Here is a 22980-nt window from a genome sequence, read left to right on the forward strand (position 1 = left end):
AAACAGATGTCGCTATTGTGCTTTGTTCCCTTTGAGAAATAAAATTGATTTATTGCATCTATTCATGAATTAAACAGATGAATTATTCCTTACGTCAGCTTCGCGTTTTTGTCACCGTGGCCCATGCTCGCAGCTTCAGCCGGGCAGGGGAGATCATTGGCCTGAGCCAGTCGGCCGTGAGCCACAGTGTGAAAGAACTGGAACTCCAGACAGGTGTGCGTCTACTCGACCGCACCACGCGTGAAGTGGTATTAACCGAAGCCGGACAGCAGCTGGCGCTGCGACTGGAGCGGTTACTGGATGAACTGAACAGCACGCTCAGGGATGTCGGGAGACTGGGGCAGCAGCTTTCTGGCACCGTACGGGTGGCAGCAAGCCAGACGATTTCGGCGCATCTTATTCCGCAGTGTATTGCTGAGGGTAACCAGCGCTATCCGGATATCGATTTTGTGCTGCACGACAGGCCGCAACAGTGGGTGCTGGAGAGCATCCGCCAGGGCGATGTGGATTTTGGCATCGTCATCGATCCCGGCCAGGTGAGTGACCTGGAGTGTGAGATTGTGCTTTCTGAGCCTTTTTTGCTGCTCTGTCGGGACGACGATCCGCTGGCAATGCTGCCTCATGTTAGCTGGCAGACGCTGCAGGGCGCGAAACTGGTTTTACAGGATTATGCATCGGGCAGCCGTCCGTTGATTGACTCCGCGCTGAATGCTCAGGGGGTAAAAGCAACCATCGTGCAGGAGATTGGTCATCCGGCTACGCTGTTTCCTATGGTTGAGGCAGGCATTGGGATCAGCGTATTGCCTGCCCTGGCGCTGCCGTTGCCACAGGGGAGCCGGCTGGCTGTAAGACGGTTGACCCCGGTGGTTGACAGAAAGCTGATGCTGGTTCGACGAAAAAATCGTTCTCTTTCGGGGGCGGCACAGGCTATCTGGGAAGTGGTGCGTATCCAGGCGCAACGGTTAACCGAAGCCCGCATACGCGACCCACTGTTTAATGCTGCAGATGATTAGATGTAAATATCGATCTGATTGACATCTGATGGGTTGTTTACGCCTTCCACTTTGCCCTGCTTCTGGTCTTGTTTCTTCTGGGCCTCTTCCGCCTGCTGGCGCAATAGTTGTGCAAGCTGTGTCTGCAGCACTTTAAGCTGTGCCTGAATGAGCTCCTGCTGTTTTTTCTTCTCTTCCGGGCTGCCGGCACTCTCTGGCAGCTCTTTTAGCTGTTGAGTCAGTTTGGTGATTTGCTCCGTAATGCGGCTGATTTGGGCAGCAATATCGTTGCCACTGGAAGCACTCCCACCACTGTTACTGGTTTGAATAGGGTGGGTTGATGTCTGAATGGTCGTCATAGTCTTTCCTCTTACCATAAAACAGAGATATCGGCACCGATGGTGGGAGCTTGAGGAAAACTGCTATATCTGGCAGGGCGTTAGGCTGGCTGGAGCGGCTACAGGAAGTTTCTGTGCAAAAGATTCGAACCGTCCATATCGCAGATAGCAAAAAAGCGCCTTTAGGGCGCTTTTTTACATTGGTGGGTCGTGCAGGATTCGAACCTGCGACCAATTGATTAAAAGTCAACTGCTCTACCAACTGAGCTAACGACCCGAAATGGTGGGCGATGACGGGCTCGAACCGCCGACCCCCTCCGTGTAAAGGAGATGCTCTACCAACTGAGCTAATCGCCCATTTCGGAACTGCTGCGATAAGGTGAGAATGGTGGGCGATGACGGGCTCGAACCGCCGACCCCCTCCGTGTAAAGGAGATGCTCTACCAACTGAGCTAATCGCCCAATCTCAATTCTTATCTACACTGCGAGTCTACGTGAAGTAGATGGTGGGTGATGACGGGCTCGAACCGCCGACCCCCTCCGTGTAAAGGAGATGCTCTACCAACTGAGCTAATCACCCCCGCTGTGTGGAGTCGCATTATAGGGAGAGTTGAAAATGAGTCAACGCATTTTCTAAAGTTTTTATTCGTTCGTCGTAAAATTAAACAAAACGATCGTGAAATGGGCTGTGGCGCATGATTTCTAAACAAAAACAGCAAACTCGGTCACGATAAAGGGATCGACATTGAGGAATCGCCGCACAGTGATAGAATATTGCCCATCGTTTTTTCCCCAGGATTTGCCGATTGCCGGCATCTTTATAACGTAAGGCCATTTCATGAAAATCAAAACTCGCTTCGCGCCCAGCCCGACAGGCTACCTGCACGTCGGTGGTGCACGTACTGCTCTCTATTCCTGGCTTTTTGCACGCCACAACAAAGGTGAGTTCGTGCTGCGTATTGAAGACACCGATCTCGAGCGCTCCACGCCGGAAGCAATTGAAGCCATTATGGATGGGATGAACTGGCTGAATCTGCAGTGGGATGAAGGTCCTTACTTCCAGACCAAACGTTTTGACCGCTATAACGCGGTAATTGACGAGATGCTGGTCGCGGGTACGGCATACAAATGCTATTGCTCTAAAGAGCGCCTGGATGCGCTACGTGAAGAGCAGATGGCGAACGGCGAAAAGCCGCGTTACGACGGCCGCTGCCGCCATGACCACAGCGAGCATGCCGCTGATGAACCTTGCGTGGTGCGTTTTGCTAACCCACAGGACGGCTCTGTTATTTTTGACGACCAGATCCGTGGCCCAATCGAATTCAGCAACCAGGAGCTGGACGACCTGATCATCCGCCGTACCGACGGTTCTCCAACCTATAACTTCTGCGTGGTGGTGGACGACTGGGACATGGAAATCACTCACGTTATCCGTGGCGAAGACCATATCAATAACACCCCGCGCCAGATCAACATTCTGAAAGCGTTAAATGCCCCTGTTCCGGTCTATGCGCACGTTTCAATGATCAACGGTGACGACGGTAAAAAGCTGTCTAAACGTCACGGTGCGGTCAGCGTTATGCAGTATCGCGACGACGGCTATCTGCCGGAAGCGCTGCTGAACTACCTGGTGCGTCTGGGCTGGGCTCATGGCGATCAGGAAATTTTCAGCCGCGAAGAGATGATCGATCTGTTCTCTCTGAACTCTGTGAGCAAATCCGCCAGTGCGTTCAACACTGACAAGCTGCTGTGGCTGAACCACCACTACATCAATACCATGCCGCCGGAATATGTGGCGACTTACCTGCAGTGGCACATTGAGCAGGCCAATATTGATACCCGTACTGGCCCTGAGCTGGCGGACCTGGTGAAACTGCTCGGCGAGCGTTGCAAGACGCTGAAAGAGATCGCCGAAAGCTGCCGCTATTTCTATGAAGAGTTTGATGAGTTCGATGCGGATGCCGCGAAGAAACATCTGCGTCCTGTTGCGCGTCAGCCGCTGGAAGTGGTACGTGACAAACTGGCTGCCATCACTGAGTGGACCGCCGAGAATGTGCATCATGCGATTCAGGCTACAGCTGACGAACTGGAAGTCGGTATGGGTAAAGTAGGTATGCCACTGCGCGTAGCGGTGACCGGTGCGGGTCAGTCTCCGGCGCTGGATGTTACCGTTCACGCGATCGGTAAGTCTCGCAGCGTGGCGCGCATTAACAAGGCTCTGGGATTTATTGCTGAACGCGAAAACCAGCAGTAAAACAGCCTGAGATGCAAAAACGGCAGGGTAACCTGCCGTTTTTTTATGCGTGTAATTCAGCAATACCCAGGCGCGAAAGAAAACCGCTGATGCCTTCGCGTTTTAGCAACACATGCAGTCGCTCCTGTTCCAGCTGCGTCATGTTTTCAAGTGTGTCGACAATCTGCACGAGCAGATTCGATGACGCAGGATCGCCATAGGGCATCGTTACTTCTGCCAGGTGGTAAACCGCCTGACGGTTGCGAATGGCAGGGAGGTTCATGATATGCTCCTTCACCCGAGCATCAATGTGGATCAGCCGCGCCCGTCCCCCTTTCACGCCATTGATCCCTTCGGTTTTCCAGCCCTGCTGACGAATCCAGCGGTTAACGGTTTGCCGGGCAACACCCAGGCTGTTCGCCAGCTCTTCCGTGGTCATTTTGCTGCGTAATCTTTTCATATCAGTTATGGTCGCGAATCCCTAAACGTTGCAACAATCCGGTAATCCCTTCCCGCAGTAACAGCGATGTCATCTGCTTTTGCTCTTCCGGCGTCATTTCATTCGCCAGCGTCAGAAGTAATGTGTGCAGAGAACCGTTTTGCAACGCATTTTCCGGCATATCTGCGGTTTCCGTTGCCCGGCGCGCGCTGCGGATAAAGTCACGCACTTTCTCGTTCACATGTACCAGGCGCGCTTTCCCGCCCTGAACTCCCGGTTTTGGCGATGTAATCCAACCCTCTTTGCGTACCCATTTATTGATGGTCTGGCGGCTATAGCCAGTGAGGAGGGCTAACTCTTCTGGCGTCATTCGTTCCTTGATCATACAATTTCCTGAATATTTGTGGGGTCAATTAACGGTTCATTTTATAGCACCGTTTTAGGTGAAAACGTGACAGGCTTAACTCCTGACTGCGAGGCGGCTCGCAAAGTGGTTCATTTGCATGATTTTTCGGCGATTGAACGGCAGTGATTGATTTTGCCGTTGACACTCCGCAGCGGAATTCATATTATGCCGCCCGTCAACATGACAGCTTTACGATGGGGCTATAGCTCAGCTGGGAGAGCGCTTGCATGGCATGCAAGAGGTCAGCGGTTCGATCCCGCTTAGCTCCACCAAACTCTGAACCCAACAGAGTAGGGTAAGTAAAGTAACATGTGGGGCTATAGCTCAGCTGGGAGAGCGCTTGCATGGCATGCAAGAGGTCAGCGGTTCGATCCCGCTTAGCTCCACCAAAATTTGAACCCTCGTCGAAAGACGGGGGTTTTTTTATGTCTTTGTAACGACCTTCACCCTCTTTTGTTGCCAAATTAGCAGCGTTCCTATACCTCGCCTCAATCCAAATCAATAAACGAGTCTATAAATGGACTTCAACTTGATTCGAGCAATTAATAAACCTATTATCCGTCCGGCCAATAATTTGCATGGTAAAACAGATTATCCAACTTAATGAATAGAAAAACTTACAATAATGTAAAGATATTTATGATTGCTCTGGCGCTGTGTTTGATTACGGTGCCCTTTTCCCGTTATATCTCTCCACGCGCTATAGTAAATGGTCATGATGTTTATCTGGCATGGCTGCCGTTAAGCGTTATGCTGGCCGTGATTTTGTTATTTGGGCGTCGGGCAATCATTCCCATTCTTTTAAGTTTCACTATTGCTAACATCTACAATATTAATTTAGCGCCACTACAATATTTAGTATTATTGATCTGTCAGACGTTTTCTGTTTTTGCTGCCTGTGGCGTCCTGCGCCTTGTGCTGGGCAAGCGCTGGCGTCACTGCGTGCCGAACAAACACATTGGGCAACGTATATTCTGGCTGGGCTTTATGGTGCCGATAGGCATTAAAGGGTTGATGTATCTGTCTGGCTGCTTATTTGATTTTCCCGTGACTATCTCAACATTCTTTGGCGAAGGCACCGTAATTTATAACATCGTTGATATTCAAAGCTTGATATGCGCAGCGTTGATTTTCACCATGATGTTCTATTATCCATTAAGAATGATAATTAATCCCCGCTATGTCAGAACCTTCTGGCTGCGGAGCGTGAAGCCAGTGTTTTTTCATAAAAAATCTTTGTATGTATTCATCTGGCTGGCTTTTTTAATTTTCACCCTTGCCGTGTTATGTGCGCCATTTGAGTCACCGGTTATTGCTGGCTATTTAATGCCAGTCATTTTTATTCTCTTTACGCTAGGCATCAGTCGCCTCAGCTATGCGCTCATCTCTTTACTGTGGGCGGCATCCGCTCTGCTGCTGTTGACCTATAACTACAACTTCCTTAATGGCGTCGAATCTGGGCATTCACTCTCCTTTATCCTGTCTGTGCTGATCTCTTTCGCTATCTGTCTGCTTTACATGTCGCGGCTCTACCAGCGAAGCAACTGGTTGAAGCAGGACTGGCAGGACAGGGCGCTGACCGACCCGCTGACTGGTTTACCGAATATTCGGGCGCTGGAAGAGTTTCTTCAGGCTCAGCCGGATGCAAAAATCTGCTGCCTGCGGATGGACAACCTGGAATTTTTAAGTCGCCACTACGGCATTCTCATGCGGGTGCATTGCAAACGTAGGGTAACCACCTCCCTGCAGCCGCTGTTGCAGAAAGATGAGAAGCTCTTCCAGTTGCCAGGCAGCGAGCTGGTCATTGTATTGCTGGGGCCTGAAACCGCTGAACGGCTGCAGCATATGGTCGATCAATTAAATAGCCGAAAAATTTACTGGAACAACACGGGGCTGGATATCGAGTTTGGCGCATCCTGGGGAATGGTCGAAAACGGCGAGAACTTGCACCATACGCTGGGCCAACTGAGCTGGCTGGCCGAGCAGTCATGCGGAGCGCATAACGTACTCGCGCTCACCAATAGCCTGGAGGCCGCATCGGGGCAAACCACAGAACGGGTGCTGATGTTAGCGCGTATTAAACATGCCCTGGATGCCGGTCAGTTTCATTTATATGCCCAGCCAATCCAGAAAGCGGATGGCAGCGGTTATTACGAAATACTGGCGCGCATGGAAAGCGAGGGAGAGATTATCACGCCTGACCGCTTCATCCCGCTGATTGCCCAGTTTAACCTGAGCCACCGGTTTGATATGTGCGTGCTGGAAAAACTGCTGTTGTGGTTGCGCGATCATCCTGCGTCGCAGGGTGGCACTCGCTTTTCTGTCAATCTGATGCCTCTGACGCTGATGCAAAAAGAGGTGGCTACCGAGATTAGCGTGTTGTTCGAACACTATGGTATCGCGCCGCAGGACGTTGTCCTTGAGATCACGGAAGAGCAGGCCTTCTCGAACTCTGGCAGCAGTATCAAAAACCTTCAGCAGCTGCGGGATCGTGGGTTCCGTATCGCGATTGATGATTTTGGTACCGGCTATGCCAACTACGAACGACTCAGACGCCTTCAGGCGGATATCATTAAAATAGATGGCTGCTTTGTTAAAGATATCTGTACCGACGACATGGACGCGATGATTGTGCAGTCGATTTGTAATCTGGCAAAAACCAAATCACTGAGTGTGGTGGCAGAATATGTGGAGACGCCGGCGCAACGCGACATGCTGCTGCGCTTTGGTGTGGATTACCTGCAGGGATACCTGATAGGCAAACCGACGCCGCTTGACGCACTGCAGGCATAAAAAAACCGGGAGCCAGGCTCCCGGTTCTCATATAACGTGACGGGTTACAGTACCAGTGCTGCGATAGACGCTGACAGTACGCTCACCAGCGTTGAGCCGTAAACCAGTTTCAGACCGAAGCGAGAAACAACGTTACCCTGTTCTTCGTTCAGACCTTTAATCGCACCGGCGATGATACCGATGGACGAGAAGTTCGCGAAGGAAACCAGGAACACGGACAGGATGCCTTCCGCACGTGGAGAGAGCGTGCTGGCGATTTTCTGCAGATCCATCATTGCAACGAATTCGTTAGAAACCAGTTTGGTCGCCATGATACTGCCAACCTGCAGCGCTTCGTGAGCAGGGACACCCATCACCCAGGCAACAGGGTAGAAGATGTAGCCCAGGATGCCCTGGAAGGAGATGCCCAGAACCGCGGCGAACAGGGCGTTCAGGGCAGAGATCAGGGCGATGAAGCCGATCAGCATCGCGGCAACGATAATCGCCACTTTAAAGCCCGCCAGAATATATTCACCCAGCATTTCAAAGAAGCTCTGACCTTCGTGCAGATTTGCCATCTGCAGGTTCTCTTCGCCTTCCTCAACACGGTATGGGTTGATCAGTGACAGCACGATAAAGGTACTGAACATATTCAGCACCAGAGCAGCAACCACATATTTTGGTTCCAGCATGGTCATATACGCGCCCACGATAGACATGGAAACGGTGGACATTGCTGTTGCGGCCATGGTGTACATACGGTTACGGGACATCTTGCCGAGAATATCTTTATACGCGATAAAATTCTCTGACTGGCCCAGAATCAGGGAGCTGACGGCGTTGAATGATTCCAGCTTACCCATACCGTTAACTTTGGACAGTACGGTACCAATGGCGCGGATCACAATCGGCAGAACACGGATGTGTTGCAGAATACCAATCAGCGCAGAGATGAAGACGATTGGGCAAAGTACTTTCAGGAAGAAGAACGCCAGCCCTTCGTCGTTCATTTTACCGAAGACAAAGTTCGTCCCTTCGTTGGCGAATCCGAGCAGTTTTTCGAACATTTCGGAGAAGCCTTTTACGAAGCCAAGCCCCACGTTGGAGTTCAGGAAGAACCACGCGAGCAAAACTTCAATAACGAGAAGCTGAACAACAAAGCGAATGCGGATTTTTTTACGGTCATGGCTGACCAGCAACGCAAGCGCAGTAACGACAACGAGTGCCAGGACAAAGTGAAGGACGCGGTCCATATTTGCTCCAAATATGAGGCAGGTTTAATTTTCGTGCACATTCTATGTAACAACCGAAAAGAAAACGAGATCAAGGACACACTATAGTTACATCCTGTGACGAGTCTCAAAAATAGTGATCCACAATACATTTTTGTTATGTTAGGTAAATGAGTGAAAAGTTAAGTTTGTGTGCTAGTCTTCACAAAAGAGCGCGCGATTTCGGTTTCTGTTAGAGCGCCCCCGCTTACCCGCCTGTCTATCGTTCAAAGCTATCAGAGAAATCACTGCAACCGTTACAAATGATCTTGATAATCATTCTCATTTTGATAGCATTAAACATAGCAAAGGCTATATTTCAGAGGCAGAAATGACAAACAGTCGCGTAGAGGGTAGCAGTGGCAGAGCAGCGCGCAAGTTGCGGTTCGCATTAATGGGACCTGCGTTCATCGCTGCCATTGGCTATATCGATCCAGGCAATTTTGCGACCAATATTCAGGCTGGGGCCAGCTTTGGCTATAAGCTTCTGTGGGTGGTGGTCTGGGCTAACCTGATGGCTATGCTGATTCAGATGCTTTCCGCGAAACTGGGTATTGCCACCGGTAAAAACCTGGCGGAACAGATCCGCGATCATTACCCGCGCCCGGCGGTATGGTTGTACTGGATCCAGGCGGAAATCATTGCGATGGCAACCGATCTTGCCGAATTCATTGGTGCGGCAATTGGTTTCAAGCTGATCCTCGGCGTATCACTGCTGCAGGGGGCGGTGCTTACCGGCATTGCCACCTTCCTTATTCTGATGCTGCAGCGTCGGGGGCAAAAACCGCTGGAAAAAGTCATCGGCGGCCTGCTGCTGTTTGTCGCTGCGGCCTATATTGTCGAACTGATTTTCTCGCAGCCAAACCTGGCGCAGCTCGGTAAAGGGATGGTTATCCCAAGCCTGCCAACCTCTGAAGCGGTGTTCCTCGCTGCCGGGGTGCTGGGGGCGACCATCATGCCACATGTGATTTACCTTCACTCCTCGCTAACCCAGCACCTGCACGGGGGGACGCGCAAAGAACGCTATTCGGCAACCAAATGGGATGTGGCTATCGCCATGACGATTGCCGGTTTTGTGAATCTGGCGATGATGGCTACCGCTGCCGCAGCGTTCCACTTTAACGGTCACACCGGCATTGCCGATCTCGATCAGGCCTATCTGACGCTGGAGCCGTTACTGAGCCATGCGGCTGCGACCATATTTGGCTTAAGCCTGGTGGCGGCAGGTCTCTCCTCTACGGTGGTAGGAACACTGGCCGGGCAGGTGGTCATGCAGGGGTTCGTCCGCTTCCATATACCGCTGTGGGTACGTCGCACCGTCACAATGTTGCCGTCATTTGTGGTGATCCTGATGGGGCTGGATCCAACACGCATTCTGGTCATGAGCCAGGTGCTGCTGAGCTTCGGAATCGCACTTGCGCTGGTGCCGCTGCTGATCTTTACCAGCAACAAACATCTGATGGGCGAACTGGTTAACACCACGCTGGTGAAACGGACCGGATGGGTCATCGTGGTTGTGGTAGTGGCGCTGAACCTGTGGTTACTGATAGGCACGGCATTGGGGTTATAAAAGAAAAAGGAGCCGGGAGGCTCCTTTTTTAGATTAGTGACGACCGTAGCCGTGACCATGTCCACCGCGACCTTTACCGCCGCGATCCCAGCCGCCACGGCGGTCATCACGGTCGTTCCAGCCTTCGCGATAACCACGCTCGTAGGCGTTGTTTTTGTACCAGCCGCGGTGCAAACCATTATCATGTTTCCACCAGCGGTCGCCGCGCCACTCATAGTGACGGTGCCAGTAGTCACGGTCGCGCCAGTAGCCACCGTCCCAGTATCTGCCGTAGTCGTCACGATCGCCAATTTGTAATTTTACTGATGGCAACAGGGTGATTTCGCCAGCAGTGGCGACCAGCGGGGCCGAAGCCAGTAATACCGCTGCAAGAATCAGTGACCTGAACATACTCTTCTCCTTCACGATCGGGGCCTTAGGGGGCCTGTTAACGCAATTTTACGAGTTGGGAAAGCCTCGTTTCATCGCCTCAACTCCGAATTCAGACGTGATAGCACTTTTTGCTAAAACAGGATTTATTTTGAGCTATTCAGGATCCCGTCAATGGTGGCAAGCTCTTCCGCCGTGAAATGGCGGTTCTCCAGCATGCCTACTGCATCGTCTATTTGCCCGGTTTTACTGGCGCCAATCAGTACGGAAGTTACCGCCTCGTGGCGCAAAATCCAGGCCAGCGCCATCTGAGACAGCTTCTGTCCCCGGCTTTCTGCCAGCGCGTTCAGTCTTCTGACTTTTTCCAGTTTCTCCTGGGTTATCTGATCCGGGTTCAGGAACTTACTCCCGCTTGCGGCACGGGAGTCCGCCGGAATGCCGTTCAGATAACGATCGGTCAGTTGACCACCCGCCAGCGGCGAGAACGGAATGCAGCCGACACCTTTTTCCTGCAAAACGTCCAGCAAGCCCGCTTCCGGAGCACGTTCAAACATTGAATATTTCGGCTGATGGATCAGACACGGCGTGCCGAGGTCATGGAGTATGTCGATAGCCTGCCGTGCAAGCTCGGCCGGGTAATTGGACAAACCGACATACAGGGCTTTCCCCTGACGCACCAGATGGTCAAGCGCTTTCATTGTCTCCTGCAGCGGCGTTTCCGGGTCAGGACGGTGGTGATAGAAGATATCAACATACTCAAGCCCCATACGTTTCAGACTTTGATTCAGGCTTGCGATGAGATATTTGCGCGATCCCCAGTCACCGTAAGGGCCGTCCCACATGGTATAGCCCGCTTTCGTCGAGATGATCAGTTCATCGCGCCACGGCAGAAAATCTTCCTGCAAAATGCGGCCGAAATTGCGCTCGGCGGAACCGGGAGGCGGACCATAGTTATTGGCAAGGTCGAAGTGTGTAATACCAAGATCAAACGCGCGCTGTAAAAGTTGACGGCTGTTTTCGATAAGCGTGGCGTCACCGAAGTTGTGCCAGAGCCCAAGAGAGACGGCGGGTAATTTAACACCACTTTGCCCACAGCGACGATACAGCATTGTCTGATAACGGTTTTTATCTGGCTGATAGTGCATTCTCATGACCTCTGGCGCTAAAAAGTAAGAACAGTGTATGCGTTTACACTGATGCGAAAAAACAGAGCATAGCGCAGCCTTTTTTGTAAAGCATTCTTTCCATACTCTTCTTTCTGCCATTTCTGGACAGCCATCACGCTTATTTAATACTCAAAGTGAGGTCAACGTCAGAAGGACACCTGTTATGCGAACCCCGTACTGCGTCGCCGATTACCTGCTGGACCGTCTTACAGATTGTGGTGCCGATCATCTGTTTGGCGTGCCGGGCGACTATAACCTGCAGTTTCTCGATCATGTCATCGACAGCCCGGATATCTGTTGGGTGGGCTGTGCCAATGAGCTAAACGCATCTTATGCCGCTGACGGATATGCCCGATGTAAGGGCTTTGCCGCGCTGCTGACAACATTTGGCGTAGGGGAATTAAGTGCCATGAACGGCATGGCCGGCAGCTTTGCCGAGCATGTTCCGGTGTTACACATTGTGGGGGCACCGGGTACGGCCTCACAGCAAAAAGGGGAGCTGCTGCACCACACGCTGGGTGATGGTGAGTTCCGCCACTTCTACCATATGAGTGAACCGATCACGGTCGCGCAGGCGATCCTGACCGAACAAAACGCCTGCTACGAAATCGACAGAGTATTAACAACCATGCTGCGGGAGCGACGTCCAGGCTACCTGATGCTGCCAGCTGATGTGGCTAAAAAATCAGCCACGCTGCCTGTAAACGCTCTCACGTTTAAGACCGCGCATGCCGATAACGCCTGCCTGAAAGCGTTCCGAGAAGCCGCCGAGAGCAGGCTGAAAACAAGCAAGCGTACCGCGCTGTTGGCCGATTTCCTGGTCATGCGCCACGGCATGAAACATGCCCTGCAGAAATGGGTGAAAGAGGTGCCCATTGCCCACGCCACCATGCTGATGGGCAAGGGCATTTTTGACGAACGCCAGCCCGGTTTTTATGGCACGTACAGTGGTTCGGCAAGCGTCGGGGCGGTAAAAGAGGCCATCGAAGGGGCAGATACGGTACTGTGCATTGGCACGCGTTTTACTGATACCCTGACGGCGGGGTTTACCCATCAGCTGACGCAGGCGCAAACGATAGAAGTGCAGCCCCATGCCGCACGGGTGGGGGATGTCTGGTTTACCGGTATCCCTATGTCTGACGCGATCGAGACGCTGGTGGCTCTCTGCAAACAGTATGTCCACGATACCCTGGTGCCAGTCTCTCACAGCGGTATCGCCTTCCCGCAATCCGAGGGCTCGCTCACTCAGGAGAATTTCTGGAGCACCCTGCAAACCTTTATTCGTCCGGGTGACATTATTCTTGCCGACCAGGGAACGTCAGCCTTTGGTGCGATCGATTTGCGTCTGCCGGCAGATGTGAATTTTATCGTCCAGCCGCTGTGGGGCTCCATTGGCTACACCCTGGCCGCGGCGTATGGTGCCCAAACCGCCTGTCCAGACCGGCGCGTCATTGTGCTCACGGGGGATGGCGCCGCGCAGTTGACCATTCAGGAACTGGGCTCGATGCTGCGTGATAAACAGCACCCCATTATCCTGGTGCTCAACAATGAAGGGTACACCGTAGAAAGGGCCATTCATGGACCGGAACAGCGCTATAACGACATTGCCTTATGGAACTGGACGCAAATTCCGCAGGCACTGAGCCTGGATCCTCAGGCACAGTGCTGGCGGGTCAGTGAAGCGGAACAGCTGGCGGAGGTGCTCGAAAAAGTGGCACACCACGAGCGGCTATCACTGATTGAAGTGATGCTACCCAAAGCGGATATCCCGCCGCTGTTAGGGGCGATTACCAAAGCGCTGGAAGCGCGTAACAACGCCTGATCACTTGTCGTTACGCCAGGCCATCATCATCGGTTTGCCCGCCAGCAGGAGCCAGGCGGGCAACATCACGATGCAAAGTAACGGGATGAGAGTAGTATCCGGAACCACCACCGCGGCCATAAACAGGCTCAGCCAGGCATCACGCGTCACCACCAATACCAGCCCCAGAATAGAGCAAGAGACGGTAATCGCCGCCGGAACCGCATCCACATGTTCATGCAGCATCAGCCCCAACGCGACGCCAACAAAGACCGCCGGGAAAATCCGTCCGCCACGGAAACCGCACGCTGCCGCCACCACCAGCGCAGCCAGCTTTATGAGCGCAAACAGCAAATAATCGGACACGCTAAACACCTGACTGAAGGCCAGCTGTTGCATCTCATCCAGACCTTTAAACAGCGTTACCTTACCGCCGATGGCCCCTAAAATGCCGAGGATCAATCCGCCGACCCCGAGGATAAGCACCGGATGTTTGAGCTTATGCACCAGCCGGTGCAGACGCGGCAGACACCATACGGCGATCATCCCCAGCGCAATGGCAATAGCGACCACAACCGCACCGCTGAAGATATCGGCTATCTGCATCTGGCCGTAGTGGGGAAGGGAGAGCGAGAAGTGTGGATTGAAAAACAGACTGGTGGTGAGCGCACCGGCCGCGGCGGCCATCAGTGGCGCAAAGAGTTTATCCCAGAGCGGCACGTCGTTATTGCTGGAAAGCGTCTGCGAGAAAATCAGCGCGGCCGCGACCGGCGTGCCGAAGAGCGCGCCAATGGTGCCGGCCGATGCCAGAATCGTCCAGTCCAGGGCCCCGACGCGGGGTAAAATGCGTGAGCCGAGATACACCGCCAGACCGATGTTGACCGCCATGATCGGGTGTTCCGGCCCCAGGCTAACGCCGCCCGCCAGACCGATAATCAACGCGATAATGAGCCCTGGCAGCGCTGCAGGTGCGACCGGAGCACCAATCAGCGGTTCCAGCGCCGGATCAGGCCCGGCGTGCCCTGGGCTAAAGCGGATCACCAGACCCACCGCAACCCCCGTCAGGGTCAGCATCATAATGATCCATGCCGGCGAATCAACGCTGATACCCACCTGAGCCGGAAGCGCCGTCCATAACATCGTTTGCAGCACCGAGGCGACTTTCATCACGACGATAAGCACCAGGCTTGAGACAATACCAATAATTAAGGCCGGGATTGCCAGCAACAGCATGGTTCTGGCTCGCGGGTGGAGCATGATAATTTCCTTGTACAAAAAGGTATTACGTTACTTTGCACAATCAGCATTGTGGCAATAGTGCAAAAGGTGCTGAAACGGTAAAGTTATTCTGTGACGAAGATCGATAATCCCGGGGCATTCACCTTCCGGTCGTTGTTGTTATCACGCCTTGAATTTACAGTGTTCCAAAGATTTATTCTGACTTTAGCGGAGCAGTAGAAGAATGACAAAGTATGCTTTGGTAGGAGATGTGGGCGGCACTAACGCGCGCCTGGCATTATGCGATGTAAGTAGCGGTGAAATTTCCCAGGCGAAAACCTATTCAGGGCTGGATTACCCCAGCCTTGAGGCCGTTGTACGCGTCTATCTGGAAGAGCACAAGGTCAGAGTTGACGATGGCTGTATCGCGATTGCCTGCCCGATTACCGGCGACTGGGTCGCGATGACCAACCATACCTGGGCATTTTCCATCGCCGAGATGAAAAAGAACCTCGGCTTTGCACATCTGGAAATCATCAACGACTTTACTGCTGTGTCGATGGCCATCCCGATGCTGAAGCCAGAGCATCTGACTCAGTTTGGCGGTACTGCACCGGTAGAAGGCAAGCCGATTGCCGTTTACGGTGCCGGTACGGGGCTGGGCGTTTCGCATCTGGTTCATGTTGATAAGCGCTGGGTGAGTCTGCCGGGTGAAGGTGGCCACGTGGATTTTGCGCCGAACAGTGAAGAAGAGGGCATTATTCTGGAAGAGCTACGCGCTGAGATCGGCCACGTGTCGGCTGAGCGCGTGCTTTCCGGCCCGGGGCTGGTAAACCTGTATCGTGCGATTGTGAAGTCTGACGGCCGTCTGCCGGAAAATCTGCAGCCGAAAGACGTGACCGAGCGCGCACTGGCAGACAGCTGCATCGACTGCCGTCGCGCGCTGTCGCTGTTCTGCGTGATCATGGGGCGTTTTGGTGGCAACCTGGCGCTTACGCTCGGCACCTTCGGTGGCGTTTACATTGCCGGTGGCATTGTGCCGCGCTTCCTGGAGTTCTTCAAAGCATCAGGCTTCCGCGGCGGGTTCGAAGACAAAGGACGTTTTAAAAGCTACGTGCAGGACATTCCTGTTTATCTGATTGTGCACGACAACCCGGGTTTACTTGGCTCGGGCGCCCACCTGCGTCAGGTGCTCGGCCAGATCCTCTAAAACCCAGCCCCTCTCTTGCGGGAGAGGGGATTTACAGGTGCATTAACTGGCGGAACTCTTTGACCTTGCTGCGGCTCACTGGCACCTGAAAATCAAGATCCTTCAGGCGCAAAATGTAGGTATTGTTAAACCACGGCTCGATCTCGCGGATCTTGTTTAAATTCACACAAAACGAGCGGTGACAGCGGAAGAAATGCGCTGTCGGCAGCTTGCTGCAAAACTCGGTAATGTTCATCGCCATCACGTACGATTCCCGCCGCGTATAGACAAATGTCATCTTTTCATGGGCTTCGGCATAGTAGATATCGTTAACCGGCGTCACGATGATACGTTCATCTTTCACCAGGTTAATCGTGTCGTTCTCACGTACTGCGGGGCTTGCGGTGACAGGGGCGTTCTGCTGTTGCCACGCGGCCTCCAGCTTTTGCAGCATAGTGACGATGCGCGACTCCTGGTAAGGCTTAAGGATATAGTCAAACGCCTCCAGCTCGAAGGCTTCAACCGCATGCTCCTTCCAGGCGGTGACGAAAACAATAAACGGCTTATGGGCAAACTGATTGATGTTTTGCGCCAGTAATACGCCATCCAGTGATGGAATGTTGATATCAAGAAAAATGGCGTCAACGCGGTTATGCTGCAAAAACTTCAGCACGTCCAGACCATCGTCAAACGTGCCCACGATCTCCATCTGACTGTGCGTTTTGATGAGCCAGCTCAGCTCCTGTTGAGCCAGAAACTCATCTTCTACAATGATCACTTTCACGGGTTACTCCGGCCTAAGGCAACAGGGATGTAGACGCATGAACGGGAGAGCGTTCATTCGGAATATAAAAGGCGATCTCGGTGCCCGGTTCAAGGCGCTGAATATGCAGCCCGTCGCCGTACAGCAGTTTGACCCGGTGGTGGACATTCAGCAGCCCAATCTTATTCCCCGGCATCTCGTTGGCCTCAACGCGCTCAATGACTTTAGGATCAATTCCGTGGCCGGTATCGCGCACGGCAATCCGCACGCGGTTGCCGCTTTCGGTCACGCTGATGGTCACCACCCCTTTCCCTTTACACGGCTGAATCCCATGGACGATAGCGTTCTCAACCAGCGGCTGGATCAGCAGGCTTGGGATCACACAATTGACCTCTTCATCAATATCGTAAATGACCGTCAGTTTGTCACCAAAGCGCGCCTGCTCAATCGCAATGTAATCCTTGATCTGATAAAGCTCTTTTTTAATGTCGATCTGCTCGTCATCTTTTAGCTCAATGTTGTAGCGCAGGTAGCGTGACAGATTGAAAATCAGCTGACGTGCGGTATCCGGATTAAGTCGAATGGACGAGGAGATCGCATTCAGCGCGTTAAACAGAAAATGAGGATTAATTTTACTTTGCAGCGCGCGCAGCTCTGCCTTATTTGCCATCTCGCGCAGCTGTTCCGCGCGGGAGACCTCCAGCTGGGTAGAGATAATCTGCGACAGCCCGATGGCCATCTCCTGCAGGGAGGAGGTGATCTGGTGCGCGTGGCAGTAGTAAATTTTTAGGGTTCCTGTCACCACGCCTTTCTCCCACAGCGGGATCACCAGCATGGAGTGAATTTCTGGGGTTCTGTGGGCTTCATCATTGTTTTTAATGATGATTTTACCGTAATTGATCGCCTGCCTGGTGGTGGGGCTGATGGTGTCATCACTGTCCTGATAGTTATGCTCACCCACGCCAACATAGGCCAGGACGTGGTCGATATTGGTAATGGCCACGGCATCGGCATGAATATCGCGACGGATGATATCGCAGACCTGACGTAAGGATTCGGCGTTAACATGGCGGAAGAGCGGGAGCGTTTTGTTGGCGATATCCAGCGCCAGCTTGGCCTGACGTGCGGCGCTGGCCTCTTTTTCCCCTTCAACGCTTTGCACCAGCAGCACGATAAAACCGATACAGACGCTGCCGAGGATCATCGGAATACCGATTTTAGAGACAATATCCAGCCCCAGCGCGATGGTGGGAGCCCAGACGACCACCAGAACCATGGTCAGCGTTTCGCACAGCATGCCCGCGATGATCCCGGCGCGCCAGTGCTGCTTTTTCGGTATTTTGCGGTTAATCCAGCCGGAAAGGACACCGGCGATGATGCTGGTGATAAAACACGGCACCGCCGTCACGCCGCCGATATCTATCAGGTAACGATGTGTCCCGGCAATGAGACCCGTAATAATGCCCACCCAGGGGCCAAACAAGATCCCACCGGACATCACGGCGATAACACGCACGTTGACCAGCGACCCTTCTACCGGCACCCCGGACCAGGTGCTGAACAGGGCGAACAGTGAAAAGATGGCGGTAACGGCCAGCAGCTCTTTTGCCGAGTGGGCGGACTTGTGCAAAAGCTCGCGGAACAGGCGAATACGAATGAGGAAAAACAGGCAAATCAGCATTAATGCCGCACGGTCAAAAACCGCCAGCAGCATATCGAATATTTCGTGCACGAGTCGACCAGCGAAAAGAGGAAAGCCCAATGATAAAAAACCTGACGCCTGTTGACCAGCTATCCGTCGGGTTTATCAAATGAGGAAAAACCATAATCTTCAAAGGGGATTGAGAGTGGCTTCCTGAAGATGCCAGTTTTTTTACTCCTGGAGAACGGCAAGGTAACAGCTTTGATATCATCATGTTAAATACTGGGTATTAAAATTGCACAATAAGCAGGAACGCTTCCGCTTTCGGTATCTGAAGGTTCCCGTTTTTAACGCGACATCTTTTTTTTGCTTAACCCCTCGACAGCATGTTTTTTTTCAGGTTATTTTCTAAACACGCCACATAAGTGGCAGCGTCGCTCGGACGGTCCGGGCGCTAACGTTAATCTGAGGAATCTATGGCTGAATTCAGTCCTGAACGCCGTTTTACGCGTATCGATCGTCTCCCCCCTTATGTTTTCAATATCACTGCTGAACTGAAGATGGCTGCGCGTCGTCGCGGCGAAGATATTATCGATTTCAGCATGGGTAACCCTGACGGCCCAACGCCTGCGCATATTGTTGAGAAGCTCTGCACGGTCGCCCAGCGCCCGGATACGCACGGTTACTCCACCTCTCGCGGCATTCCTCGATTACGTCGCGCGATCTCTCGCTGGTACCGGGATCGCTATCAGGTTGACATCGATCCGGAAAGTGAAGCCATTGTCACCATTGGCTCGAAAGAGGGGCTGGCGCACCTGATGTTGGCTACGCTGGATCATGGTGATACGGTGCTGGTGCCTAATCCAAGCTATCCCATCCATATTTACGGCGCGGTGATTGCCGGGGCGCAGGTTCGCTCTGTGCCGCTGGTGGAAGGGGTCGATTTCTTTAACGAGCTGGAACGTGCGATTCGCGAAAGCTATCCGAAACCGAAGATGATGATCCTCGGCTTCCCGTCTAACCCTACGGCGCAGTGTGTAGAACTCGACTTCTTTGAGAAAGTCGTCGCACTGGCGAAGCGTTACGATGTGCTGGTGGTACACGACTTAGCCTACGCCGATATTGTGTACGACGGCTGGAAAGCGCCTTCCATTATGCAGGTTCCGGGCGCACGTGATGTGGCGGTGGAATTCTTTACCCTGTCGAAAAGCTACAACATGGCGGGGTGGCGTATTGGCTTTATGGTGGGTAACAAAACGCTGGTGAGTGCACTGGCGCGTATTAAGAGTTACCACGATTACGGCACTTTTACCCCATTGCAGGTGGCCGCTATCGCCGCGCTGGAAGGCGATCAGCAGTGTGTTCATGATATTGCCGCCCAGTATAAACGCCGTCGCGATGTGCTGGTGAAAGGGCTGCATGAGGCTGGCTGGATGGTGGAAATGCCGAAAGCGTCAATGTATGTCTGGGCAAAAATCCCTGAGCCTTACGCGGCGATGGGGTCACTGGAGTTTGCCAAAAAGCTGTTGCAGGACGCGAAAGTCTGCGTCTCGCCGGGCATTGGCTTCGGTGATTATGGCGATACCCATGTACGGTTCGCGCTGATTGAAAACAGCGACCGTATTCGTCAGGCGGTGAGGGGCATTAAGAGTATGTTCCGCGCCGACGGGCTTCTCGCATCAAAGAGTGCCGCTGAACAGCACGAATCTTAATGACATAAAAAAACAGGAGCCAACGGCTCCTGTTTTTTTGACTGCATGTTCTTCGCTAGATCATCAGGGCGAAGGTTCCGGCCCACACTAAAACAATCACCGAAATGCCCATAAAGAAATATTTCACGTTTCATCGCTCCGCGTATCTTCTGGTACGCACTTAAAAACAGAGTCCACCTGATTATAGAGAACTGACATTTGCCTGAGACGGAAATGAGAATTATCCCGTTACGATGCAAACTCCAGCTCAGAATTCTGTGCTTTCCTGTTGCCAGACGGCGCTAATGTACGCCTAAAAATGAGGGGTGACAAGAGGCATTTTTTTAAATACTTTCCGTAACTTACGGGTGTCGTGGAACGGCGACAGTTTGATTTCAGAGCGCAATAAATCCACGTTGAGCGACGGCAAGAAAAGACAATTACTCAGGGTGATTACAGGTGATTGAAAAGGTTAGTTTCTTAGCGAAACTAACCTTTCTCCACATTAAATATAGAGAGACGCTTCGCCATGCGGCCGCGTTTTGAAACGGCGATGCATCCACAGATACTGCTCCGGCGCGCGCATAATTTCGGTCTCGATAACTTTATTGATGAACGCTGCGGCTTCGCATTCATTTTCCGGATAGTTTGCCATCTCCGGAGAGATGTGCAGACGATAGCCAGATTTATCAACCTTTCTTACCATTGTCACGGTCAGCATTGCGGCGCCTGACAGACGCGAAATCACGAACGTGCCGTTGGTGGTGGCGACATTTTTAACCGCAAAGAAGGGCGCAAAACTGCTGCCTTTACGTCCGTAGTCCTGATCGGGTGCAAACCAGACGGCTTCGCCTTTCTTCAGGGCGCCGACCATACCGCGCAGATTGTTACGGCTGATCATCGCCTTATTGGAACGCATGCGACCACGGGTTTGTACCCACTCCATCAGCGGACTGTTGTGCGGGCGGTAGGTGGCCATCATCGGCTGACAAAGCCCCATTACTCGGCCGCCCAGCTCCAGCGACATAAAGTGGACACCAACTACCATCACGCCACGGTTTTGCATTTGCGCGCGTTTCAGGTTTTCGAGACCTTCCACGTCAAACCATTTGCGGACGCGCTCATCAGGCCAGAACCAGGCCATGCCGGTTTCAAGCAACGCCATGCCGATAGATTTAAAGTTCTCGGCAATCAGTGTTTCGCGCTGCTGCGCATTATACTGGGGAAAGCACAGTTCGAGATTTTTACGGGCAATAGATTCACGACGTTTGAGGAAGTGGCGGGACACGCTGCCGAGCCTGGAGCCCAGTACGCGGATCACAGGATAAGGAAGTTGAACCAGAAGCCAGAGTACGCCAAGACCAAACCATGTAAACCAGTAACGCGGGTGTAAAAACGCACGTTTGAAGTGGGATTGAGACAAAATAGTGAACCTATGTAAAGCCTTTGAAAGTAACGCATAAAGCGATACCACGTGCCAATTAGACCGTTGGACAAGGTCATGGTTGCAGGCTTTACCGATCTTTACGGCGTTGCCTGACCACTGCTGACGTTGGGTGGGCGGCGTAATGTAGCACCGTTATACGATATGTGCTATTACTCGTTTTTGATTAAAAAAGCGGCACCTGGAAAGGGTGTTGATTTTGTTGCTGTTGTTGATTATCACGCATGCCAGACGGTGAATCCGGGCGCTTAATTCCCGTCGGACAAGCTAACGATCTCCCCTGGAGGGTGTAAATGGAAACCTATTTACAAACCGTAAGGGATGAGTGGATTCAGTTAATCAATGAAACGGATCCCCTCGTTCATCAACTTACTGCGCAACTGGCCAGCGATCATGCTTCTGGTCTGATTACGGAGTTTTATCGTGTGGTCCTGGCCGACCCTCATGCAGCGGAGTTTCTGACCACTGAGCAGGTTGAAAGGCAGCTGCAGGAAGCGCTGCGCCGTTGGCTTGTTGATGTTCTCTCCTGCCGGGTTGAACAGGTTGATGAACAGATGCGGGCTCAGCAGCGCGCCGCCGATGTTCACGCCCGAATAGGTATATCAGTCGACCTGGTTGAGATGGGTTTTCGGATCCTGAAAAAGCTGTTGTTACCCCTTATTAATGCCACACCACACCCTTCTGAGACCAAGTTAAGCATCTATCACTACGCCATTAACAGCATTGATCTGGCAATGGAGGTGATGTCGCGCGCCTATGTCTTCAGCGAGAACAATGCGGCAAAAGAGGACGAGAACTATCGAATCTTCTCGCTGATGGAAAATGCAGAAGTTGAGAAGGAGCGGCAGACCGCCGCATTGCTGACGTGGGAACTGTCGCTGCTTTATAAAGTGATGCTGGACTCCAGCATCGACAACAGCCGGCCGCTCGGGCAGTCCGACTTTGGGCTGTGGTTCAGTCATAAGGGACGTCACTACTTCAGTGGTATTGCCGAAGCAGGGCATATCTCTCGTCTTATCCAGGAGTTCGACGCGGCTTTTCATGACGTTCGTCAGACAGACGATGCCCTTCACGACAGACTGCGGCAGGTGCAATTTTTGCGGCTGACGCGAACGACCTTCTCGCAAATCGTGACCCTGCTGCATGAGCTGTTTGATGAGGTAGCCCGGCACGAGGTGGGCGTGGATGTGCTCACGCGTCTGCTCAACCGTCGCTTCCTGCCAACCATTTTTAAACGTGAAATTACCCAGGCAAGTCGTTCTGGTACGCCGCTGTCGGTGTTACTTATTGATGTCGATAAGTTCAAGCAAATCAACGATACCTGGGGGCACAACACGGGAGATGAAATATTAAGAAAGGTTGCCGGGGCGTTTTATGACAACGTTCGCACCTGTGACTATGTCTTCCGCTACGGCGGAGATGAGTTTTTGATTGTGCTAACGGAAATCACCGAAGCCGATACCCTGCGCATTGCCGAGCGGATCCGCCGACGCGTGGAAAAAATTAAGATTCATTCCCCGACAGGCGAGCCGATACCGTTGTCGCTTTCGATTGGGGCGGCCATGTTTAATGGTCATCCTGACTACGAACGTCTGATTCAGGCTGCGGATGAGGCGTTGTATGGGCAAAACGACGGGGGCGAAACTGCGTGGAGTTATGGAAAGCGCAGTGATGTT

Annotated in this window: 18 protein-coding genes, 6 tRNA genes and 1 pseudogene; 10 read left to right on the top strand and 15 right to left on the bottom strand. The window is 52.6% G+C overall.

The genetic code is table 11. The features are described 5' to 3' along the window. Nucleotides 1-77 precede the first annotated feature (77 nt). Nucleotides 78-1013, top strand: coding sequence for a LysR family transcriptional regulator (locus AC2FAK_RS08990; RefSeq protein ID WP_013098193.1), 936 nt, complete (start codon nucleotides 78-80; stop codon nucleotides 1011-1013). Here AC2FAK_RS08990 and AC2FAK_RS08995 read toward each other — a convergent pair. The 5 genes from AC2FAK_RS08995 to AC2FAK_RS09015 form a co-directional block, all read right to left on the bottom strand. Next, complete coding sequence (locus AC2FAK_RS08995; RefSeq protein WP_013098192.1) at nucleotides 1010-1351, bottom strand: FlxA-like family protein; 342 nt, start codon at nucleotides 1349-1351, stop codon at nucleotides 1010-1012. The genes AC2FAK_RS08990 and AC2FAK_RS08995 overlap by 4 nt on opposite strands. Nucleotides 1352-1531: 180 nt before the next feature. Continuing rightward, nucleotides 1532-1607 (bottom strand) — tRNA-Lys (locus AC2FAK_RS09000). Between the two features lie 4 nt (nucleotides 1608-1611). Beyond that, nucleotides 1612-1687: transfer RNA gene (locus tag AC2FAK_RS09005), tRNA-Val, on the bottom strand. A 29-nt stretch (nucleotides 1688-1716) separates the two neighbouring features. After that, nucleotides 1717-1792, bottom strand: a tRNA-Val gene (locus AC2FAK_RS09010). 42 nt (nucleotides 1793-1834) lie between these two features. Next, nucleotides 1835-1910: transfer RNA gene (locus tag AC2FAK_RS09015), tRNA-Val, on the bottom strand. Between the two features lie 258 nt (nucleotides 1911-2168). Here AC2FAK_RS09015 and gltX point away from each other — a divergent pair. Then, on the top strand, nucleotides 2169-3584 hold the full coding sequence (gene gltX / locus AC2FAK_RS09020; protein ID WP_040022334.1) for a glutamate--tRNA ligase: 1416 nt from the start codon (nucleotides 2169-2171) through the stop codon (nucleotides 3582-3584). Between the two features lie 43 nt (nucleotides 3585-3627). On the opposite strand, the gene AC2FAK_RS09025 is transcribed toward gltX, so the two are convergent. Both AC2FAK_RS09025 and AC2FAK_RS09030 read right to left on the bottom strand, forming a co-directional pair. After that, entirely contained in the window at nucleotides 3628-4023 is a 396-nt protein-coding gene (locus tag AC2FAK_RS09025) for a YfeC-like transcriptional regulator (protein ID WP_095455054.1), read from the bottom strand. Between the two features lies 1 nt (nucleotide 4024). Beyond that, nucleotides 4025-4387: a YfeC-like transcriptional regulator gene (locus AC2FAK_RS09030; RefSeq protein WP_020690601.1), complete on the bottom strand. Its 363-nt coding sequence runs from the start codon at nucleotides 4385-4387 to the stop codon at nucleotides 4025-4027. A gap of 217 nt (nucleotides 4388-4604) precedes the next feature. Between AC2FAK_RS09030 and AC2FAK_RS09035 the strand changes: the two genes are divergently transcribed. From AC2FAK_RS09035 to AC2FAK_RS09045, 3 genes are all read left to right on the top strand, one after another. Next, nucleotides 4605-4680: transfer RNA gene (locus tag AC2FAK_RS09035), tRNA-Ala, on the top strand. A gap of 41 nt (nucleotides 4681-4721) precedes the next feature. Continuing rightward, nucleotides 4722-4797: transfer RNA gene (locus AC2FAK_RS09040), tRNA-Ala, on the top strand. Between the two features lie 214 nt (nucleotides 4798-5011). Next, nucleotides 5012-7201: an EAL domain-containing protein gene (locus tag AC2FAK_RS09045; protein WP_095455053.1), complete on the top strand. Its 2190-nt coding sequence runs from the start codon at nucleotides 5012-5014 to the stop codon at nucleotides 7199-7201. A gap of 44 nt (nucleotides 7202-7245) precedes the next feature. Here AC2FAK_RS09045 and AC2FAK_RS09050 read toward each other — a convergent pair whose 3' ends face one another. After that, nucleotides 7246-8433 (bottom strand): NupC/NupG family nucleoside CNT transporter, encoded by a 1188-nt coding sequence (locus AC2FAK_RS09050; RefSeq protein ID WP_013098187.1) that lies wholly within the window; start codon nucleotides 8431-8433, stop codon nucleotides 7246-7248. A 349-nt stretch (nucleotides 8434-8782) separates the two neighbouring features. Here AC2FAK_RS09050 and AC2FAK_RS09055 point away from each other — a divergent pair, with 349 nt between their 5' ends. Then, on the top strand, nucleotides 8783-10021 hold the full coding sequence (locus AC2FAK_RS09055; protein WP_038984362.1) for an Nramp family divalent metal transporter: 1239 nt from the start codon (nucleotides 8783-8785) through the stop codon (nucleotides 10019-10021). Nucleotides 10022-10054: 33 nt separating this feature from the next. On the opposite strand, the gene AC2FAK_RS09060 is transcribed toward AC2FAK_RS09055, so the two are convergent. Then, nucleotides 10055-10411 (bottom strand): DUF2502 domain-containing protein, encoded by a 357-nt coding sequence (locus tag AC2FAK_RS09060; RefSeq protein WP_095455052.1) that lies wholly within the window; start codon nucleotides 10409-10411, stop codon nucleotides 10055-10057. Between the two features lie 125 nt (nucleotides 10412-10536). Continuing rightward, a complete protein-coding gene (mgrA, locus tag AC2FAK_RS09065; RefSeq protein ID WP_038984364.1) occupies nucleotides 10537-11535 on the bottom strand; it encodes an L-glyceraldehyde 3-phosphate reductase in 999 nt (332 codons plus the stop codon). Nucleotides 11536-11719: 184 nt separating this feature from the next. Here mgrA and ipdC point away from each other — a divergent pair, with 184 nt between their 5' ends. Next, entirely contained in the window at nucleotides 11720-13378 is a 1659-nt protein-coding gene (gene ipdC / locus AC2FAK_RS09070; protein ID WP_095455051.1) for an indolepyruvate decarboxylase, read from the top strand. Here the strand turns inward: ipdC and AC2FAK_RS09075 are convergent, their stop codons facing one another. Further along, on the bottom strand, nucleotides 13379-14614 hold the full coding sequence (locus AC2FAK_RS09075) for an ion channel protein (RefSeq protein ID WP_029881751.1): 1236 nt from the start codon (nucleotides 14612-14614) through the stop codon (nucleotides 13379-13381). Nucleotides 14615-14819: 205 nt separating this feature from the next. Between AC2FAK_RS09075 and glk the strand changes: the two genes are divergently transcribed. Then, nucleotides 14820-15785: a glucokinase gene (glk, locus tag AC2FAK_RS09080; RefSeq protein WP_320736890.1), complete on the top strand. Its 966-nt coding sequence runs from the start codon at nucleotides 14820-14822 to the stop codon at nucleotides 15783-15785. 31 nt (nucleotides 15786-15816) lie between these two features. Here the strand turns inward: glk and AC2FAK_RS09085 are convergent, their stop codons facing one another. Continuing rightward, on the bottom strand, nucleotides 15817-16548 hold the full coding sequence (locus AC2FAK_RS09085; RefSeq protein ID WP_013098180.1) for a LytR/AlgR family response regulator transcription factor: 732 nt from the start codon (nucleotides 16546-16548) through the stop codon (nucleotides 15817-15819). Nucleotides 16549-16561: 13 nt separating this feature from the next. Next, the gene (locus AC2FAK_RS09090; RefSeq protein WP_032618314.1) at nucleotides 16562-18259 is read right to left on the bottom strand and encodes a sensor histidine kinase; all 1698 of its coding nucleotides are present in this window, start codon (nucleotides 18257-18259) and stop codon (nucleotides 16562-16564) included. A 386-nt stretch (nucleotides 18260-18645) separates the two neighbouring features. On the opposite strand from AC2FAK_RS09090, the gene alaC reads away from it, so the two are divergent. Continuing rightward, nucleotides 18646-19881, top strand: coding sequence for an alanine transaminase (alaC, locus tag AC2FAK_RS09095; protein ID WP_045903403.1), 1236 nt, complete (start codon nucleotides 18646-18648; stop codon nucleotides 19879-19881). 55 nt (nucleotides 19882-19936) lie between these two features. Here the strand turns inward: alaC and ypdK are convergent, their stop codons facing one another. Both ypdK and lpxP read right to left on the bottom strand, forming a co-directional pair. Further along, entirely contained in the window at nucleotides 19937-20008 is a 72-nt protein-coding gene (ypdK, locus tag AC2FAK_RS09100) for a membrane protein YpdK (protein WP_099458937.1), read from the bottom strand. A 357-nt stretch (nucleotides 20009-20365) separates the two neighbouring features. After that, nucleotides 20366-21286 carry a kdo(2)-lipid IV(A) palmitoleoyltransferase gene (gene lpxP, locus AC2FAK_RS09105; protein WP_168733726.1) on the bottom strand — a complete coding sequence of 307 codons (921 nt, stop codon included), beginning with the start codon at nucleotides 21284-21286 and terminating at the stop codon, nucleotides 20366-20368. A 311-nt stretch (nucleotides 21287-21597) separates the two neighbouring features. Between lpxP and AC2FAK_RS09110 the strand changes: the two are divergent. After that, a pseudogene (locus AC2FAK_RS09110) lies at nucleotides 21598-22976 on the top strand (diguanylate cyclase). Nucleotides 22977-22980 lie beyond the last annotated feature (4 nt).

This window comes from Enterobacter cloacae complex sp. 394F7, assembly GCF_057320385.1.

What these genes read in the sequence shown, in the direction of transcription:
- AC2FAK_RS09055 (WP_038984362.1), top strand. Translation starts at nt 8,783, where the DNA reads ATGACAAACAGTCGCGTAGAGGGTAGCAGTGGCAGAGCAGCGCGCAAG.
- ipdC (WP_095455051.1), top strand. Translation starts at nt 11,720, where the DNA reads ATGCGAACCCCGTACTGCGTCGCCGATTACCTGCTGGACCGTCTTACA.
- AC2FAK_RS09025 (WP_095455054.1), bottom strand. Translation starts at nt 4,023, where the DNA reads ATGAAAAGATTACGCAGCAAAATGACCACGGAAGAGCTGGCGAACAGC.
- glk (WP_320736890.1), top strand. Translation starts at nt 14,820, where the DNA reads ATGACAAAGTATGCTTTGGTAGGAGATGTGGGCGGCACTAACGCGCGC.
- AC2FAK_RS08990 (WP_013098193.1), top strand. Translation starts at nt 78, where the DNA reads ATGAATTATTCCTTACGTCAGCTTCGCGTTTTTGTCACCGTGGCCCAT.
- mgrA (WP_038984364.1), bottom strand. Translation starts at nt 11,535, where the DNA reads ATGCACTATCAGCCAGATAAAAACCGTTATCAGACAATGCTGTATCGT.
- alaC (WP_045903403.1), top strand. Translation starts at nt 18,646, where the DNA reads ATGGCTGAATTCAGTCCTGAACGCCGTTTTACGCGTATCGATCGTCTC.
- AC2FAK_RS09060 (WP_095455052.1), bottom strand. Translation starts at nt 10,411, where the DNA reads ATGTTCAGGTCACTGATTCTTGCAGCGGTATTACTGGCTTCGGCCCCG.
- AC2FAK_RS09075 (WP_029881751.1), bottom strand. Translation starts at nt 14,614, where the DNA reads ATGCTCCACCCGCGAGCCAGAACCATGCTGTTGCTGGCAATCCCGGCC.
- AC2FAK_RS09050 (WP_013098187.1), bottom strand. Translation starts at nt 8,433, where the DNA reads ATGGACCGCGTCCTTCACTTTGTCCTGGCACTCGTTGTCGTTACTGCG.
- AC2FAK_RS09045 (WP_095455053.1), top strand. Translation starts at nt 5,012, where the DNA reads ATGAATAGAAAAACTTACAATAATGTAAAGATATTTATGATTGCTCTG.
- AC2FAK_RS08995 (WP_013098192.1), bottom strand. Translation starts at nt 1,351, where the DNA reads ATGACGACCATTCAGACATCAACCCACCCTATTCAAACCAGTAACAGT.
- gltX (WP_040022334.1), top strand. Translation starts at nt 2,169, where the DNA reads ATGAAAATCAAAACTCGCTTCGCGCCCAGCCCGACAGGCTACCTGCAC.
- AC2FAK_RS09030 (WP_020690601.1), bottom strand. Translation starts at nt 4,387, where the DNA reads ATGATCAAGGAACGAATGACGCCAGAAGAGTTAGCCCTCCTCACTGGC.